Source organism: Pseudonocardia cypriaca, from assembly GCF_006717045.1.
Lineage (GTDB): Bacteria > Actinomycetota > Actinomycetes > Mycobacteriales > Pseudonocardiaceae > Pseudonocardia > Pseudonocardia cypriaca.
Map to the genome: position 1 here is coordinate 1,543,610 of NZ_VFPH01000001.1, position 15,715 is coordinate 1,559,324.

The 15,715-nt window shown below is 69.6% G+C and carries 22 protein-coding genes and 1 tRNA gene; 8 read left to right on the forward strand and 15 right to left on the reverse strand.

Going from position 1 to position 15,715, the window contains the following annotated elements; translation table 11 throughout:
* Positions 1 to 49: 49 nt before the first annotated feature.
* Both FB388_RS07205 and FB388_RS07210 read left to right on the forward strand, forming a co-directional pair.
* Positions 50 to 271, forward strand: coding sequence for a hypothetical protein (locus FB388_RS07205; protein WP_142098593.1), 222 nt, complete (start codon positions 50 to 52; stop codon positions 269 to 271).
* A gap of 114 nt (positions 272 to 385) precedes the next feature.
* Complete coding sequence (locus FB388_RS07210) at positions 386 to 964, forward strand: hypothetical protein (protein WP_246121704.1); 579 nt, start codon at positions 386 to 388, stop codon at positions 962 to 964.
* On the opposite strand, the gene FB388_RS07215 is transcribed toward FB388_RS07210, so the two are convergent.
* From FB388_RS07215 to FB388_RS07225, 3 genes are all read right to left on the reverse strand, one after another.
* The gene (locus tag FB388_RS07215) at positions 945 to 1,466 is read right to left on the reverse strand and encodes a GNAT family N-acetyltransferase (protein WP_142098595.1); all 522 of its coding nucleotides are present in this window, start codon (positions 1,464 to 1,466) and stop codon (positions 945 to 947) included. The genes FB388_RS07210 and FB388_RS07215 overlap by 20 nt on opposite strands.
* Positions 1,467 to 1,476: 10 nt before the next feature.
* Positions 1,477 to 3,084, reverse strand: a complete 1,608-nt coding sequence (locus tag FB388_RS07220) for an alkaline phosphatase D family protein (protein ID WP_142098598.1) — start codon at positions 3,082 to 3,084, stop codon at positions 1,477 to 1,479.
* Between the two features lie 80 nt (positions 3,085 to 3,164).
* The gene (locus FB388_RS07225) at positions 3,165 to 4,109 is read right to left on the reverse strand and encodes an ROK family protein (RefSeq protein ID WP_142098601.1); all 945 of its coding nucleotides are present in this window, start codon (positions 4,107 to 4,109) and stop codon (positions 3,165 to 3,167) included.
* An 86-nt stretch (positions 4,110 to 4,195) separates the two neighbouring features.
* Here FB388_RS07225 and FB388_RS07230 point away from each other — a divergent pair, with 86 nt between their 5' ends.
* A complete protein-coding gene (locus FB388_RS07230; protein ID WP_246121706.1) occupies positions 4,196 to 5,197 on the forward strand; it encodes a DoxX family protein in 1,002 nt (333 codons plus the stop codon).
* Positions 5,198 to 5,311: 114 nt separating this feature from the next.
* Positions 5,312 to 5,386, forward strand: a tRNA-Ile gene (locus FB388_RS07235).
* Positions 5,387 to 5,556: 170 nt separating this feature from the next.
* On the opposite strand, the gene FB388_RS40250 is transcribed toward FB388_RS07235, so the two are convergent.
* Complete coding sequence (locus FB388_RS40250; protein ID WP_246121708.1) at positions 5,557 to 5,751, reverse strand: helix-turn-helix transcriptional regulator; 195 nt, start codon at positions 5,749 to 5,751, stop codon at positions 5,557 to 5,559.
* Between the two features lie 115 nt (positions 5,752 to 5,866).
* On the opposite strand from FB388_RS40250, the gene FB388_RS40255 reads away from it, so the two are divergent.
* Both FB388_RS40255 and FB388_RS07245 read left to right on the forward strand, forming a co-directional pair.
* Entirely contained in the window at positions 5,867 to 6,085 is a 219-nt protein-coding gene (locus FB388_RS40255) for a hypothetical protein (protein ID WP_246121710.1), read from the forward strand.
* Positions 6,086 to 6,206: 121 nt separating this feature from the next.
* Complete coding sequence (locus FB388_RS07245; protein ID WP_142098606.1) at positions 6,207 to 6,701, forward strand: hypothetical protein; 495 nt, start codon at positions 6,207 to 6,209, stop codon at positions 6,699 to 6,701.
* Positions 6,702 to 6,712: 11 nt separating this feature from the next.
* Here the strand turns inward: FB388_RS07245 and FB388_RS07250 are convergent, their stop codons facing one another.
* From FB388_RS07250 to FB388_RS07300, 11 genes are all read right to left on the reverse strand, one after another.
* Positions 6,713 to 6,931 carry a hypothetical protein gene (locus FB388_RS07250; RefSeq protein WP_142098609.1) on the reverse strand — a complete coding sequence of 73 codons (219 nt, stop codon included), beginning with the start codon at positions 6,929 to 6,931 and terminating at the stop codon, positions 6,713 to 6,715.
* 179 nt (positions 6,932 to 7,110) lie between these two features.
* Positions 7,111 to 7,464: a hypothetical protein gene (locus FB388_RS39830; protein WP_211361806.1), complete on the reverse strand. Its 354-nt coding sequence runs from the start codon at positions 7,462 to 7,464 to the stop codon at positions 7,111 to 7,113.
* Between the two features lie 20 nt (positions 7,465 to 7,484).
* On the reverse strand, positions 7,485 to 8,771 hold the full coding sequence (locus FB388_RS07260; RefSeq protein ID WP_142098612.1) for a tyrosine-type recombinase/integrase: 1,287 nt from the start codon (positions 8,769 to 8,771) through the stop codon (positions 7,485 to 7,487).
* Positions 8,771 to 9,463, reverse strand: coding sequence for a recombinase family protein (locus tag FB388_RS07265; protein WP_142098615.1), 693 nt, complete (start codon positions 9,461 to 9,463; stop codon positions 8,771 to 8,773). The genes FB388_RS07260 and FB388_RS07265 overlap by 1 nt, the downstream gene beginning before the upstream one ends.
* Before the next feature lie 228 nt (positions 9,464 to 9,691).
* Positions 9,692 to 10,237: a hypothetical protein gene (locus FB388_RS07270; RefSeq protein WP_142098618.1), complete on the reverse strand. Its 546-nt coding sequence runs from the start codon at positions 10,235 to 10,237 to the stop codon at positions 9,692 to 9,694.
* On the reverse strand, positions 10,234 to 10,536 hold the full coding sequence (locus tag FB388_RS07275; protein ID WP_142098621.1) for a hypothetical protein: 303 nt from the start codon (positions 10,534 to 10,536) through the stop codon (positions 10,234 to 10,236). Before FB388_RS07275 ends, FB388_RS07270 begins: the two co-directional genes overlap by 4 nt.
* Before the next feature lie 407 nt (positions 10,537 to 10,943).
* Complete coding sequence (locus FB388_RS07280; protein ID WP_170225510.1) at positions 10,944 to 12,083, reverse strand: DUF3631 domain-containing protein; 1,140 nt, start codon at positions 12,081 to 12,083, stop codon at positions 10,944 to 10,946.
* A 208-nt stretch (positions 12,084 to 12,291) separates the two neighbouring features.
* Positions 12,292 to 12,474 carry a hypothetical protein gene (locus FB388_RS07285; protein WP_142098627.1) on the reverse strand — a complete coding sequence of 61 codons (183 nt, stop codon included), beginning with the start codon at positions 12,472 to 12,474 and terminating at the stop codon, positions 12,292 to 12,294.
* Between the two features lie 66 nt (positions 12,475 to 12,540).
* A complete protein-coding gene (locus FB388_RS07290; protein WP_170225511.1) occupies positions 12,541 to 12,699 on the reverse strand; it encodes a hypothetical protein in 159 nt (52 codons plus the stop codon).
* Positions 12,696 to 13,283: a toprim domain-containing protein gene (locus FB388_RS07295; RefSeq protein ID WP_142098632.1), complete on the reverse strand. Its 588-nt coding sequence runs from the start codon at positions 13,281 to 13,283 to the stop codon at positions 12,696 to 12,698. The genes FB388_RS07290 and FB388_RS07295 overlap by 4 nt, the downstream gene beginning before the upstream one ends.
* Positions 13,284 to 13,537: 254 nt before the next feature.
* Complete coding sequence (locus FB388_RS07300; protein WP_246121712.1) at positions 13,538 to 13,747, reverse strand: helix-turn-helix domain-containing protein; 210 nt, start codon at positions 13,745 to 13,747, stop codon at positions 13,538 to 13,540.
* 439 nt (positions 13,748 to 14,186) lie between these two features.
* Between FB388_RS07300 and FB388_RS07305 the strand changes: the two genes are divergently transcribed.
* Positions 14,187 to 14,414 (forward strand): MerR family transcriptional regulator, encoded by a 228-nt coding sequence (locus tag FB388_RS07305; protein ID WP_142098635.1) that lies wholly within the window; start codon positions 14,187 to 14,189, stop codon positions 14,412 to 14,414.
* A gap of 9 nt (positions 14,415 to 14,423) precedes the next feature.
* Positions 14,424 to 15,512 carry a hypothetical protein gene (locus FB388_RS07310; protein WP_142098638.1) on the forward strand — a complete coding sequence of 363 codons (1,089 nt, stop codon included), beginning with the start codon at positions 14,424 to 14,426 and terminating at the stop codon, positions 15,510 to 15,512.
* Positions 15,513 to 15,715: the final 203 nt, after the last annotated feature.

The window sequence follows — 15,715 nt, forward strand, 5'->3', positions numbered from 1 at the left end:
CGTCCCGCTCCCGACGTGGGATACGGCAACCTCGTGCGAATCTCGAGAAATGCTGGAAACAATCGGGATCGTCCTGTTCGTGCAAGGAGTGGGCGGGCTCGTCAACCGCCTCGCGGAAAGCGGGTCGAAGGGCTGGTGGCTACAGCTGCACCTGCTTCCCGACGCGCTGCACCTGCCGGCGAGCATCGCGATGGGCGTCGTCGGCGTGCTGCTCGTGCTGCGGTCGATGGTGGGGGAGCGGCGGCGCAAGCCGGGCCGCTCGGCGCCCTGAGCGCGCTCGTCCGGCGGGGCGTTCCCGTGCGGCGGGCCGTCATCCTTTCTGCCGACCCGCACCTGGTCATTTCTCCGGATTCGTGACGTTCGGCGGACACCTACCGTTCGAATCGTGGAGAACATCGTGCAGCTGGCACACGACAATCCCATTGTCGCCCTGATCCTCGCGTGCGAGATCGGGCTGTGGGTCCTGCTCGGTCTCGGCCTCGTCGCCCGCTACCTGCTGCGGCTGCGGATGCTCAGCACACTGCTGCTGGCCGCGATCCCGCTGCTCGACGTCGTGCTGGTCGTCGCCGTGACCCTCGACCTGCTGCACGGGGCCGAGCCCCGGTCGGTGCACGGCCTCGCCGGTGTCTACCTCGGGTTCAGCGTCGCGTTCGGGCCGAGCATCGTCCGCTGGGCCGACGTCCGGTTCGCGCACCGCTTCGCGGGCGGCCCGCCCCCGGTCAAGCCGGCGAAGGGCACCCCGGAGCGCGTCGCGCACCTGTGGCGGGAGTGGAACCGCGTGGTCGTCGCCGCCGTCATCACGTCGGTGGTGCTGGGCGGGCTCGTGTTGTTCGTGGCGACGCCCGAGCAGTCCGGCACGCTCCACTGGTGGATCGGGCGGGTGTGGGTCGTGGTCGGAATCTGGCTCGTGGCCGGCCCGCTGTGGGAGAGCGGCGGATCGCGGGCTAGGGCTGATCGTCGCTGATGAGGTCCATCAGCAGGCAGTCGTGCCACCCGCCGTCGGCCGACCGCTCGTAGCGGCGCATCACCCCGATCGGTCGGAACCCGGCGCGGGCGCAGCTGCGGATCGCCCGCTCGTTGTGGGCGGCGGGGTCGATCGTGACGCGGTGGTGGCCGCGGCCGTTGAACAGGAACCGCGCCATCGCACGCAGTGCGTCGCAGCCGAGGCCCTGGCCCTGCTGGTCGGGGTGCAACGCGAGGTCGAGCGCGGCGTGGCGGTGGTCGGGGTCGGTCTCCTCGCGGTAGAGGATCAGGCCGACGACCTCGCCCGCCAGCTCGATCGCGTAGCCGTGTGGCCCGAGGAGCTCGCGCCGCACCCGTTCCAGGTCGTAACCGCCCCACCAGGGCACGATCTCGGGGTGGCGCAGGATCTCGAGGAACATGGGCACGTGCTCGGGCGTGGTCGGCCGCAGCACCACTGTCTGGCCGGCGATCGCGGACGGCGGTTCGGTGGCGATGACCGTCATCGGTGCCCTTTCATCGAGTGAGATCGAGCCGGGCGCGCTCCACGAGCGACGCCGACGACCGCGGCTGCTCGAAGATCGCCTCCGCGCGGCGCCCGCTCAGCTCGAGCGTGGCGATCGTGTTGCCGAACAGTGGACCGACCAGGCGCTGCCAGGTCAGCGGCATGGGCGGCGCCCCGACGCGCCGCGCCCACCGCTCCGCGAACCGGCGTGCCGCGCGGGACCACCCGAGCCGGAACCCGGGCCGGACGAACCAGTGGATCCGGTTGTGCACCGGCGAGCAGGTCAGCTGGTGGACGCGGGCCGGCGGGGCACCCGGGAGGTCGGCCCGCGCGGCGTAGCTGTGGTGCACGTCGCCGGAGAGCACGGTGACGGTGGCGACCCCGCTCGCCGCGGCGCGGTCGATCATCGCGGTGAGCCGGTCGAACGAGGCCCGGAACGCGGCCCAGTGCTCCAGGTCGGCGGCCTGGCGGACGTTCTCGGCGAGCCGGCCGCGCCACCCGGGCCGGGCCGCCGCGATCTCGTTGACGGTCTCGAGGTCACCGATCGCGTGCGGCAGCAGCCATGGGATCGAGGTGCCGATCAGGACGTGGTCGACCGCGCCGGGCGCGGCGGCCTGGCGCTCGAGCCAGGAGAACTCCGACTCGCCCAGGATGAGGTGCCTGCCGTCGTCGAGGATGCGCCCGTTGCGGGAGTCGACCATCAGAAGGCGCGTGCGGCCCATGTCCCAGCGGAAGCTGAACCGCACACCCTTCTCGCCGTCCACCTCGGCGTCGGCGCGATCGGCGAGCTCCGCGAGCACGGGCCACGTGTCACCGTCGTGTTCCACGATCTTGCGGTGGTCCGCGCTGGACGCGAGCTCGTCGGGGGCCAGGTTGCCGATGTGCTGGAACACCCAGTACGACGCCAGCGCGGAGCGGATCCGCGTTCGCCACCACGGCTTCTCGTTCATCTCCGCGCGCCAGTGGGCCGAGGTGTTCCAGTCGTCGCGCACGTCGTGGTCGTCGAAGATCATCGCGGTTGGCACCGTGGACAGCAGCCACCGGACCTCCGGGTCGCTCCACGAGTCGCGGTACAGGCCCACGTACTCGTCGAAGCCGACGATCTCGTCGTCGGGCCAGTCCGGGTGCCGGTCGCTGCGCGCCGCGATCCGCCGCCTGGTGCGGGGCGTCAGCTCGTCGGCGTACACCTGGTCGCCGAGCAGCAGGAGCGCGTCGGGCCATTCCTCCTGCGGCCGGCCGGCCATCCGCGCCGCGTACGCGTCGAGCGCATCGATCCCGAGCTGCACCGTCAGCTTCGGGTCGGTCACCTTCGCGTAGCGGCACGACCCGAATATGACGCGGTGGGCCTCGGCGCCGCCGCGCGTGCGGATGACGCTGGGCGGGAACGGCGTGGTCGCCTGCGGCCACACCTGCTCGCCGTCCACCGCCACCTCGTACGGCGTCACGCTGCCCGGCGTGAGCCCCGTGACGGGCACGAGCGCGAAGTGGTGCCCCGCAACCTCGAACGTCCGGGTGGTGCACCCCAGCACCGACACGGTGGCCGCCCGCTCGGTCTGGACCCACACGGACGCCGTCGTCTCGCCGACGTGGCGCAGAACCGGCCCGAGTACCAGGGACACGCACCCACCCTAGTGAGTGACGGGCCCCCGCCGCCGCCGGCAGATCCGGGGGCGCTCGCGACCAGCGGGTGCGGCGGGTGTCAGGCGTGGTCGAGCGCGAGGAGGGCCGCGCCGATCTTCCCGGCGTCGCCACCGAACGTCGCCGCGACGACGGGCGGGACGCCGCGGGCCGTCGGCGCGTACGCGTACTCGCGTGCCGTTGCCCTGGCGGGCGCGAGCAGCAGCTCCCCGGTCTCGACCAGACCGCCCCCGACGACGACGGCGTCGACCTCGAAGATGTTCGCGAGCGACGCGATGCCGACCCCGAGCCAGCGGCCGAGCCGGGCGAACAGGGCCTTCGCCACCTCGTCGCCCTGCTGGACGGCCTCGAGGACCGTGTGCCCCGTGACCTCACCGTCGGTAGCACCGATCCGGGCGATCAACCCGTCCGGGTCGTCCTCAGCGGCATCGCGCGCCATCCGCGTGAGCGCCGTTCCCGATGCGTATGCCTCGAAGCAGCCGTGGTTGCCGCAACCGCAGCGGGGGCCGTCCGGGTTGAGGATGATGTGACCCAGCTCGGCGCCGAGTCCGGTGGGCCCCCGGTAGATCTTCCCGTCCATCACGAGGCCGCCCCCGATGCCGGTGCCGACCGTCACGAGCACCATGTTCGGGTACGGCTCCCCGAGCCGCGCCTCCGCGAGCGCGGCCACGTTGGCGTCGTTGTCGACGGTGACCGGCAGGTTGGTGACCTTCTCCAGCTGTTCGCGCACCGGCCAGTCGCGGTAGGCGTTGTTCGGCGCCCACAGCATCTTGCCCGCTGGCCATTCGACGATCCCGGCCGCGCCGACCCCGATCGTGACGACGTCGTGCTCCGCGCGGAGCCGTTCGATCATCGACAGCAGCACGGTGGTGACCGACTCGGCGTCGGACTCCTCCGGTGTCGGTTCCACGATCTCCGTCACCACGGAGCCGTGCTCGTCGACAACGGCGCCCGCGATCTTGGTGCCGCCGATGTCGAGCCCGATGGCCAGTCTTGGGGTCGTCACCCCCGAATGATGGCACCACCCGTTGATCGATACAGCGTTCGGTCGAATCAGCGTTTGGTTGCATCTCAAGCCGGGGATGCGCTCACATGCTCCTTCGACGTGTCGCCCGACCCATGCTCGCCGCCTTGTTCATACAAGGTGGCATCAGTGCCCTCCGCGCTCCGGAGGCGCACGCACAGGCCGCGAAGCCGGTGCTCGATGCGATGGCACCGGCGGTCGACAAGGCGGTCGAGGTCGCCCCGGTCGAACAGCGACCGGACGACGTCCTGCTGATCAAGATCGATGCCGGCGTCAAGATCGCCGCGGGGACGCTGCTCGCGTTCGGCAAGTTCCCCCGCCTGGCCTCCACGGCGCTGGCGGCAACCCTCATCCCGACGACGCTGGCGGGCCACCGGTTCTGGGAGGAGACCGACCCGCAGCGCAAGCAGGAGCAGCAGATCCACTTCCTCAAGAACGTGAGCATGCTCGGCGGCCTCCTGATCGCAGCCGCCGACACCGAGGGCAAGCCGTCGATCGGCTGGCGCGGCCGCCGCGCGGCGAGGCTCGCCGCGGCCCAGGCCGGCGTGGTGACGGGCGCCGCGGCCGACGTCACGGGGCGCGTCACGGGCGCGGTGCACGACGCGGGCGGCAAGCTCTCCGGCTCCGCGACCCAGGCCAGTGGCACGGTCGCCGGCCTCGCCGCCGGGCTGGCCGGGCTCGCGCCCGCCGCCGGCAGGGCGGTCTCCTCGCGGGTGAGCTCATCCGACCTCTCGTCGCGGGCCGCAGAGCTGAGCCGCCGTGCCGCCAAGACGCGCCGCCGGGCGGAGAAGCGCGGCGCCAAGCTGCAGAAGGTGGCCGGGAAGCGCGCCGCCCAGCTGCAGAAGGCCGCGGAGAAGCGCAGCACCCAGCTGCAGAAGCGCGCGTCGAAGCGCAACGCCGAACTGCAGAAGCGCTTCGACAAGGCCGGCCCCACCCTCGCCGCCCAGGCGGGCAAGCTCGGCCACGACGTCGCCGCCCGCGCTTCCGCCGTCGGCACCGAGGTCGTGCACCAGGCCGGCGGGCTGGCCAAGGACGCGCGCAAGCGCGCCACCGCCCTCACCCACCACTGACGGCCCGACCAGCGGCACGTTCGTCCAGACCTGTCGGACGGACGTGCCGCTGTGTCCGATGACGATCACGGCGGCAGAGCTCATCCCCGGGGCGTTCGGTAGCCTCGCGGGGCCGGGGCGGTAGCTCAGCTGGTCAGAGCAGCGGACTCATAATCCGTCAGGTCGTCGGTTCGAACCCGACCCGCCCCACAGAAACTCGCTGGTCAGGGCCGGTTATCCGGCCCGCCAGTTGATCAGTCAAGATCGTGTCCGCCTCAAATCCCCTCCACGGGCGGGTCGTGAAAGGCACGGCCCGCTGCTGAGGAGGGGGTTCAGCGGCGGGCCGTGTAAGCGCTTGCTCGCCGACGTGGAGCGCGGTGTTACCGGTCGCCTTCCCGCAGCTCCCGCATCTGGCGGCGGAGGTCTTCCAGGCTCCAGCGCAGGTGCCCCGTGGGCAGCTTCAGCGTCGGCTTCAGGAGCCCATCCCGGGCGTAGCGGGCGAGCGTGCCCCGCGAGATGCCGAGGTGCTCCGCCGCCTGCGCGGTGGTGAGCAACTTCTCGGCCGGACGTCCCACGTCGCGACGGTATGTGCACCAGTCCGCTCGAAACCCGCTCAGCAGCACGTTCGGTACAACTAGACCGCTTGGACGTGTTAGCTCACTTGTCCGTTTCGGGGTAGCGTCACGCGCCGTGACGCAGGGGACCTGGGTGGAGTTCGTCGCGGAGCTGGCGACGCGGCGGGACGTGATCGAGCGGCTGATGGCGGACCACCGCCCGAACGCCGCCGGGTTGTGCGTCGAGTGCACGACGCCGGGGCGGGGGACGCCCCGCGCGTCTTGGCCGTGCGCGCTGTGGACGCTCGCCGACGCGGCGCGGCAGGCCCGCGTGCAGCAGAAGCTCCGGCCGTAGCCGCCGGACGCCATAGTCGATCTCCGACTGGCAGTGGGGACGCAGCGTCGGCGTGCCGCGTACTCGTTGTCGGACTGTTGTGATTCGATTACCCGAACACCAGTTCGATCAAGGAGCCCTCTTGGCCATCAGCGTGCCCGGCGGCCACTACGTGTGCCTCTGCTGCGGGCTCTTCTATCCAATCCAGCGGCCTGTGAGTCCGAACGTCGAGCATCGGATGCACCAATCGAACACCGTGCCGAAACGGTGCAGCAGATGCGCACCACATCGGGGTGACGATGCCGAGACCCGAATCCGCATCGCCGAAGATCACGCACGGTGGTACTGGGAGTTCGCCGAGCAGAAGGACGCCGAGACCAAGGCTGCGCTGGCGCAGGTCGACGAGATCAAGGTCCAGATGGGCGACACGCGGGACAGGATGATCGCAGCTTTCCGCTCCCGCGACGCGTACATCCGCGTGCTCGCCGACGTGGCGAAGCAGCACCAGCCAACCCGGAACGGGTGTTCATGCCGACGGCGAGACTGCGAGACCTTCCCGATCACCGATCAGCCATGGGTCCGTCGGAAGATCAGCGAACTTGAGCGGTGCGAGGACTACGACGAGGACACCGCGTAGATGCCTCTGAGCTAGCCGCCGAGGGCGTCCTGCTTCGGTGGCGGCTCCGGCAGCCCGCGCGCGGCACGGATGAGATCGGTGAGGCGCTGGCGGTCAGCCTGCCGCAGGACCCACATCGCCACCTCCGCCTTTGGGACGCCGCAGATCCGCATCACGGCGGCCATCAGCAGCAGGTAGGCCGGATAGGCCAGCAGCAAACCGACGCCCAGGAGCGGGGAAAGGTGCGTCACCAAACACCTACCAAGTTCAGGGGCACCAGACGCCTAGGGTGGGCGTTCAGTGCCGTTCGGAACTCTTGGCAGGGGTGGTGCGCACAGGCTACACGAGCCGCATCTGCCCGTAGACGTGCGAGAGCCCCGGTCACCGTCCGAGTAGACGGGCCGGGGCTCTCGTGGGCGTAGGGAGCAGATCAGCCTGCGCGCTGGGGCTCCGGCGGCTTCGTGTCGCACTCGGGCAGGCCGGGCTTGTGCCGGTACCCCGTCGTGCTCGTGGACATCAGGACGATCTCGCCTCCGCAGCGCTCGCAGAAAAGGTCCCACCCGGGGACGGTCTTGCCGTGCTGGGCGAGGAGCGTCGCCAGTTGCCGGTAGAACGTCGGGTGGTAGCGCTTGGACGTCTCCCTGTTGGAGATCGTCGTGTGCTTGAAGACGTCCTTCGCATCCGGGTCGTCCGTGGTGATGTGGATGTCTCCGCTCTCCTTGTCCGCCCAGAACTGCACGCGCTCGATCTGGACGTACTGGACGTCCGGCTTCGTCGTCGCCATGCCTCTTCTTCCTCCGGCGTCTATCCCGCGTTACGGCGCCGGTCTGCGAGGTTGATGACGTTCGCCCCCCGGTCGGGGGCGGGAGAAGGTGCGGTCGGGCGGGCGAGCGGTGTGGCCTTGCCGCCTTCGGATTCGTCGATGTAGTCCGCGTAGATCGTCAACGTCGTCACGTAGCTCTCGTGCCCGAGCCACTTCGACACCTGCATGTAGTGCGCCCCGGCGGAGAGCGACAGCACGGCGAACGTGTGGCGGAGGTCGTGGAGCCGCACGCCACGAACGCCCGGGGCCGACGCCGGCAGCCCAACGGCGGTCAGCGCGGGCTTGAGGTAGTTGGCGTAGAAGGTGCCGGGCTCGACCGGCACGGCCCAGTTGTAGGTGTTCGCCGCCTCTTCGCGCGGGACCGGCGCGTTCCGGCCGTACCTGGCCGGGAACAGCGGCGCGCTCGGGTCGTCGCGGCGGGGGTGGGTGGCGAGGTACGCGCGGAGGTCGTCCACGAGCCACCCGTCCAGCGGCACCACCCGCCGGGACTTCCGGGACTTCGGCGTCCCGGTCTCCCACCCGCCCCGGACCTTCCGCTTCGTGCGAGTTACGCGGATGGTGCGCTTGGTGAGGTCGAGGTCTGCGACTTCGAGGCCGGCCAGCTCCGCTGCGCGTAGCCCCGTCGCGGCGAGGAACAGCACCGCGAGCCCGTACACCGGATAGGTCTTCTCGATGTGCGCCGCGACCGCGCCGACCTGATCGGAGGTGAGGGGGTGGGGTGCGAAGGGCTCGACGTCCCCGGTCCGCAACCGCGGCACCGACACGGCGGGGTTGCTCGGGATCGCGCCATCCTGAACCGCGAGATCGAGCGTCCGCCGGAACACGTCGAACGCGTGCTTGATGGTGCCGCGGGCGAGCCCCCGCCCCACGAGGTCCGCGCGGAAGGCGCGCGCCATGGCGGGCGTGATCCCCCCGACCGGGCGGGTTGCGAACTCCGGGGCCACGTAGGTCTCGTACAACCGCCGGTACTCCGCGAGCGTCCGCGCCTTCACCGTCCCCGACAGCGAGTCGAGCCACGCGTAGGCGAACGCCGCGAACGGTTCTAGACGCGCTTCGCGTCCGGTGACGGCGCCAGTCGCCGCGCGCTCGGACTCGATCTCGCGCAGCCGGTCGTCGGCGGCGTCCTTCGTCGGGAAGGTCTCCTGCTTGTACTTCTTCCGTCGGCGCCCGTCGGCCGTCACGACGGTCTCGGTCCAGCGGACTTCGTAGTGCGCGACGGGCTTGCCGTTGCGGCGCTGGTTGGTCTCGATCTTGCGGATGTGGGCCATCAGGACGCCTTCCGGGTGTTGGTGCGGAGTACGCGGGCGACAGCGGCAGAGCTCCACGGCCCGCCGCGCTTCGCGGGTCGGCCCGCCGCGTTGAGTTGGTCCGCGATCGCACGGGTGGAGGCGCCGTCGGCGGCTAGCGCGAGCATCTGGCGGAGGGTGGCCTGCTCGTCCTTGGAGCGGCGGAGCTTCCCGTTCACGGCGGTGTAGCCGAACGGCGGCGAGCCGTACGCGAACCCGCCCGCCTTGGCCTTCGCGCGGCGCCCGTTCCGCAGCCGCAACAGCGTCATCTCGCGGTCGTACTCGACCACCGCCCCGAGCATCCGCCGGATCAGCTTCCGGCTCGGGTCGTCCGGGTCGTCGCGCAAGTTGTTCTCGTCAGGGGCGGTGGAGTAGACCTCACCGCCGAGCCCCCACACGTCGCTCATGAGGTGCTCCTGGACGAGCATGTCCCGGGAGAACCGGTCGAGCCGCGCCACGACCACGCCGGCCACCGTCCCCGCGCGGATCTCCGCCAGGACCTCGCCCAGGCCCTCGCGCTCGGACAGCGCGCCGCTCGTGGCGTCTTCGACGAACCGGGCGATGCGCGCGCCGGTCGCCTTCGCCCACTCCCGGATCGCCGCCCGCTGCGCTGCCGGGCCGAACCGCTCGGCCTGCCGCTCGGTCGAGACCCGGACGTACGCGATCAAGAGCACCCCGAGAAGGGGCCTAGCGCTGCCGCTCGCTGTCGAGCGGGGTCGGGTCGCGGCTCGGGTACCCCCGGGACGGCTCGTGGGCGTTCGGGGCGGGGTTCGGGTCGGCATGGATTCCTCCGGGGTCCAACGCGGCTACCAGGGGCGCGCGCTCTACCGAGATAGACCGCGCGGAGCCGACGTTACTTGAACGTTCAACTAAGACGCTAGGGGCGTCTGTGCAGGTCAGCGCTACATGCGTCGCCGCGTGCCGCTCCACGCCACCGCGCCGTTGCCGTGCTCGCTCTTCGTCGTCTCCGGCCCGGTGCGCGGGACGAACCCGCCCCGGCGCCAGCTCGCCTCCGCCTCTTCCGCCGCCCGCCGCTCGCGCTCAGCCGCTGTTGTCGGCGCCACCGGCGCGCGCGGGTCGGCGCCCGGCGGTGGCGGCTCGCCTGCCGACTGCACCCCCCGATCGGGGGGCGGGCTGCTGGTGGCTCCCGACGCGTCCGCGTCGCTCGCGGGCTCGGCGCGACGCCGGTCCGCCCGGCAATCGCGGCAGAGCTTCGGGTACTTCTCCAGCCTCTTCGCGATGAACTCCGCGAGACCGGGCAGCGCGCCGTCGCACCCCGCGCAGTGGACGCGGCCGGTCTCCGGGTCCGGGGCGTTGTCGACGTAGATAGACGCGCACCACCGACACCACGCCTCGCGGATCGTGTGGGGGAGGGGGTGGCCGCGCTCGGCGGCTTCCGCGCACGGCCCGCAAGCGCGCCCGCAGGAGGCACAGACGTGCCCGCTCACGGCTCGCGCCCGTCGTCGAACTGCGCCGTCCCGACGATCTCCCCGTCTACGACCTCTGGGGCTTCCGACCGGCCCAGCGCTTCCCAGTGGATGTGGTCGAACAACCGCTCATAGCGCGGGCCCATGTCGTGCGTCAGCGCGACGGCCTGCGTGGCGCTCAGGCCCGCTCGGTCGAGCGCATCTTTGATGGCGGCGAGCTTCACGGCGGGCGGCAGGTTCTCATCGGTCGCCATGCCGAGAAGTTCCTTCGCCAGCATCAGACTCGCGTTCTCCAGACGCGCTTTCGCCGCCCGCTTCACCGCAGGCGCCCGTCCACCATGCGTCCCACAGACCGTGCCCCCTTCGATGGGTGCGCGTTTACAAGGGAGCCCCGTCTGCGAACTCTTCGCACTACATCTCCGGCGTGGCGTCCGGCCGTCCTTCCACACGCCAACTTCCTCACTCATCTTGCTCTCCTTTCGATCCGTAGGGGGTAGTGCCCGTAGTGCCTTCGTAGGGTCTCCGTAGGGGGTCTGCAGCCCATCTACCAGGCGCGTAGGGACCGTAGGGGGTTTCCGGAGTACCGAGAGGTAGGGACCTTGATTCTCTATTCGGAACCATTATTTATTTTTATACAAAGAGACCCGCCGGCGCCCTCCCTATCCTGCAAAGCCCCTACGGTCCCTACGGCGCTGGTCGGCGTGGGTTTGCACCCCCTACGCCGGACCTACGAAGGCCCTACGAGGTAGCTGCTCCAGGCCTCGTCGAATGTGGCTCGGTAGAAGCCCTGGCGGTTGTCAGAACCAATCCGGACCTGAGTTGACTTGATCTCATACGGCTGGAGCAGCTTGGCCAGCAACATCGGCCCCAGCTCCCCGCCCCGCTCATATGTGCTCCAGCCAAGATCCGATTCCTGGTTGAGCCGTACCAGCAGATCGCGAGTGTGGATGCGGGGTTCATCTGCTGGCCAGACATCGCGAATGTCCGAGAGCAGCTTCAGGTCGTCCGGCATGATGCTGTTTTCGATCTTGGCCTCAGTGAGTTCCTTGGCTGCCAGTCGTGCACGCTCCGGCCACTCCCCGCCCGCGTGATCTGCTACCGCGATCAGCGGCTCCCAGACGTCCGCAGCGCGGTTGAACACGGGCATCTCCGGCTCGGGGAAGTCGGCCGGGATGGTGCGCACCCACTTCGTTAGCTCGCCCCGGAGCTTCGCGCTCCGCTCCTTCAGCTTCGACACCCGCAGCGATTCGAGCTTGGTTGCTTCGGACTTGCGTCGCATGCGGACTACAACCGAACGGCTCATGAGCGTCCGGGGCAGGTCATGAATGGAGCACAGGACGGCCATGGCGAACGTGTTGAAGGGGGCGGGGTCTCCGCTAGGTAGGCAACGCCAGAACTGCTCTCCACGGGAGAAGCCAGCGTTGTAGAAGCCGCGCAGCTCCTCTGCGCCTGGCGTCGGGTGCCGGGTGCTGCTGAAGATCGAGTCGACCTCGTCATGCAGAATCGTCGGCGGATCCGGGGTGATCGAGCGAAACAGGGCGGCGGGGGTGGAGTTTCCCGTCTTGAACGGCTTGTAGCAAAGCGCCTCGATGATCTCCATGAGGCGCGTCTTGCCGGTCTCCTCCTTCGGCGAGATGATGGCCATACGCGGCGCGCATTGCCAAAGCTTCTGTCCGTGCGTAGCCGCGATGTACAGTGCCGCCGCTGCATAGGCACTCTCAGAGGGCAGGATCACGAAGCGCCGCAGGACCGTCTCAACGCGATCGAGAAGCGCAGCGCCGTCAGCCTTCTTCGACCGGGTAGACGCCCGTTGAGTTCTCGGGGTACGCTTCGTTGCGTCGGTTCCTTTCGGAGGGTGCTTAGTCACGTTCGTTCCTTTCGGGAGAGCTGGACACGTTCGTTCCTTTCGGGAGAGCTGGACACGTTCGTTCCTTTCCAGGGGGAGCGGGCTCCGGGTAGTTCATGACAGAAGGCCGCGCCTACGCCTCCGAACCGTCGGCGCGGCCTTGTCATTTCTGGGACCCGTATTAGGCTACGCTTTCACGGGTGCTGTGCGCTATTGACGCTTTCCGCGTTTACTGGCGCTTCGGGCTCCACCGCATCCCGTCCCGCTCCAGAGCTTCCTTCTCCTCCAGTGCCCGCATCTCCGCTTCCTGGCGCTTCCGCGACTTCTCCAGCGCGGCCTCGTGCTCGATCTTTGTCCGCTTCCCGATCGGCTCGAAGTCCGTCGGAGCCCGCCACTTCTTGGATCCGGCCATTGCGAACTACCTTCCCTTTCCGCGCTAGGCGCGCGAGCCTCTGGCGCTTGGTTTCTGGCTTGAACATCAGTTCGCCTTCCGTGCGTGTGAGCCGGTCGGCTCCTGTCGGTTGTGGATGGCTTGGAGCTTGTTGATCTGGCGTTCTGCCGTGGCGATGGCGAGCGCGGCCCGCACCGCCAAACACGCCTCCGCGCGACACCGCCGGATCAGCTCTGCGGCGTTCATGCCGCCTTCTTCCGCCGCGCCGGCCACCCCGGCCACTCCGCCGCCAGCGCGCGTAGCTCCGCCTCGAACTCCGGGGTGAACTCGGACGGCACGGGAGCCCCGTACTCGGCCCCTGCTGCTCGCTCCTGGGCCCAGCGGTCCGCCGCCACCCGGAGGTCCGCTTCCGAGACCGGCACGAGGTCTCGGAGGCCGTAGCCCGCGCGTACGTGATCGGTCAGATCGGCCTTCTCCCACCCCCGACCGGGGGGTGGACAGACCGGCTCGCAATCGCACACCCCGGTACACACCGCCCCGCCGGAGATCACGCCGTCCGCCGGGCGCACGACGGCGAGTTGGGACCGGCGGAAGCCGACCACGCGCAGCAGCTCCCACGTGTGGAGGCCGTTCGCGTATCCGGGGTCATCCCGATCCACCACGATCACGACCCGACGCCCGGACCGGCGGCTTGCCGCGGTGGCGAGCGGGGCGAGGTGTTGCGCCTGCTCCGGGGTCATCCCGACCGCGGCGCCGCCCCAATGCGACGTGGCGGCCGCGACCCCTGGCAGGCGGGCGCCCGCGTTGGCGTCCTTCTCGCCTTCGGCCACCAGGACGTCACCACCCCCCGATCGGGGGGAGAGGGCCGCGCGGAGCGGCGTAAGCCGATACAGGCACTGCGGCGCGACGGGAGGCGGGTCGGCGACGGTGCTGCGTCGGTAGAGCCCGGAGTACGGCACAGCCGGCACAAGCGTCCGGAAGGTCTTGCGGCCGTCCGGCGTCACCAACTTCTCGCGCCAAAATGCCCATCGCCGAGAGTTCGGGTCTTGGTAGCCATAGATGGCATCGCGGATCCAACGGCGCTTCACTGCGCCTCCGCGTCGACCTCGATGGCCGCGAGCCAGCGGTCTAGCTCGGCCTGCTCGAAGTAGAGCCGGGCGAACTTGCTACCGCCGGGGCGCTCGCCCTTCAGCTCCCCGCGCTTGATGGCGCGCTTGATGATCAGATCTGAGTAGCCGGTGTATTCCTCGGCTTGCTCGATCGACAGCATCTGGCGCTTTCGTGCCAGGGACATCTCACCCTCCGGGTAGTCAGGAGGGGTGCCTAGAACGGCGAAAAGCCGAGCCACGCACCCACAATTGGTGTCGGGTGCTGCTCGGCTGATCGGACGAGAGGCGTTGCCGGCTCCGCGCGGGCACGCTTACATTCCGTTATCCATCAGCCGCTTACGCGTCCGGTGATCCTCGATGGCTTCCGCGTCTCTGAGCGGGCTCCCTGGGTGTCACGTTCGGGGCAGCGAGTCTTGCCGGGTCAACGTTACCTCCCGAGTAGCCCGGAGTAAAGCCGAGCTTGCCGCGGCGGTACTCAACACGCGTAATAGACGCAATTGGCGTCTATTAGTGCAATCAGTGTTTCCGCAGGTCAGGCGGCCTGCGTTCGCGGAAACTCGACTTAGTTGATCAACGCGATCTACTCTTGATCATGATCAGAAACCCCGACAGGAAGGAGCCGTGATGGCGCGCGAGCCGAAGCTCACGATCCGCAAGGCGGCGGAGTACACGGGCATGCCCACAAGCGCGATCGGGCACGCCGCGAAGCTCGACCCGCCGCGCCTCCGCGGCTATCAGACCGGACCGGAGGGCCGCTGGTACTTCACGAAGTCCGATCTGGACGCCTGGATGGCGTCGATGGTCAACACCCCCGCCCCCAAGCAGCGTCGCCGCGTCGCGGCCGGAAAGTAGGAGAGCCCAATGGCACGAGGAATCAGTACGGCCGGCGATATCGTCGCCGCGTCGATCGACGGGGCCGACCTGGAGGCGATGTTTCGGGAGTTCCAGGCGACCCTGGCAATCCGCAACGAAGAGCGCACGGCCGTCGCCAACTTCCTGAGCTTCCCGACCGTGCGGTCGGCGGACGGCGTGGCGCAGACCACGGACCAGGACGGGTTCGAGCGCGCGTCCGAGTTCGGCGAGCCGGTCTCCCTCGCGGCGCCGCCGGACGTCGTCACAATGGGGTACGACTTCAACGACCACGACCTGGCGACGCGGTTCACTGCCCGCTACCTGCGGGATGCGACCGCTGCGGAGATCGAAGCGATCCACCGCCGCGCCCTGGCCGCAGACAACAAGCTCGTCAACACGGAGATCCTGAAGCGGCTGCTCGACCCGACGCCCGGCGAGAACTCGGATGGCAAGACCGTCTACGGGCTCTGGACTGGCACGGACGGGATGCGCCCGCCGCACTACGCCTTCCGGACCTTCCCAGCCAACCACTCGCACTACCTCACGACCGGCTCCGCGACGCCGGACGGTGCGGATCTCGACGCGCTGATCTCGACGATCCGGGAGCACGGGTACGGAACGCAGGCCGGGTCGCAGCTGGTCCTCTTCCTCAACCCGGACGAGCTGCCACCGATCGTGGCGATTCGGGCGGGCAGCGGCACGCTGCAGGCCCAGTACGACTACCTCCCCGGCGCGGCCGCCCCGGCGTACCTCACCGATCAGACCATCATCGGGGACATCGCACCGGCCGAGATCGGGCGCCTGCCGATCAGCGGTTCGTACGGTCCGATGTGGATTGTCGCGACGGACGTCATGCCGCCGGACTACCTGCTGGCGGTGGCGACGGACGGACCCAACTCCGACCTCAATCCTGTGGGCTTCCGGCAGCACCCGAACGCCGCGCACCAGGGTCTGCGCCTTCTCCCCGGTAATCAGACCGAATACCCGCTGACGGAGGCGTTCTACACCCGCGCCTTCGGGGTCGGCGTTCGGCATCGCGGCGCGGCGGCCGTCATGCAGATCACCACCAGCACTACCTACACGCCGCCGGTTCTGTAGTGGCACGATTCAACCCCGCGAAGCACCCGCGCGACTCCCGGGGCCGGTTCCGCCCGACGGTTGTGCCCGGCTCGACAACGGTGCGCGTCGGGCGGGGCGGGGACTTCGTGGGTGTGAAGGCCGGAACACAGATCCGCGTCGGCAACAGCCGTCGGGTGCTCTTGAAGGGCATCGTCGGCATCGAATCCAAGAAGGCCGTCAAG